Source organism: Rhodococcus sp. A14, assembly GCF_011603105.1.
GTDB lineage: Bacteria > Actinomycetota > Actinomycetes > Mycobacteriales > Mycobacteriaceae > Rhodococcus_F > Rhodococcus_F opacus.
In genome coordinates this window covers 1-241 of record NZ_JAAOQS010000352.1, presented here as the reverse complement: position 1 = coordinate 241, position 241 = coordinate 1, and the positions used below count along the sequence as shown (strand labels likewise).

Genomic DNA, 241 nt, shown 5'->3' with positions numbered 1-241 from the left:
TCCTGAGTGGCCTTGTCTGATCAGCTCGAAGTAGCGGCGCTTGTCTTCCTGTGGTGACTTGTTCCACGCATACCTGGGCATCGTAATCCTCTCGGGAAAGGATTCGCCTCGATCAGTGGAATCCGCCCCTGGTCCAGCGGCCGGTTCTGCCACTCGAGCATGCCGTCCATCACCCGTTCGGTGATCGTCGAGATCGTCTGCTTGGACACCTCGGCGCCATAGACCTCGGCCATGTGCGCAG

The 241-nt window shown here is 60.2% G+C and carries 1 pseudogene; it reads right to left on the bottom strand.

Features of this window, described 5'->3' with window-relative positions:
• Positions 1-128: 128 nt before the first annotated feature.
• A pseudogene (locus G9373_RS45805) lies at positions 129-241 on the bottom strand (transposase); the annotation flags it as partial.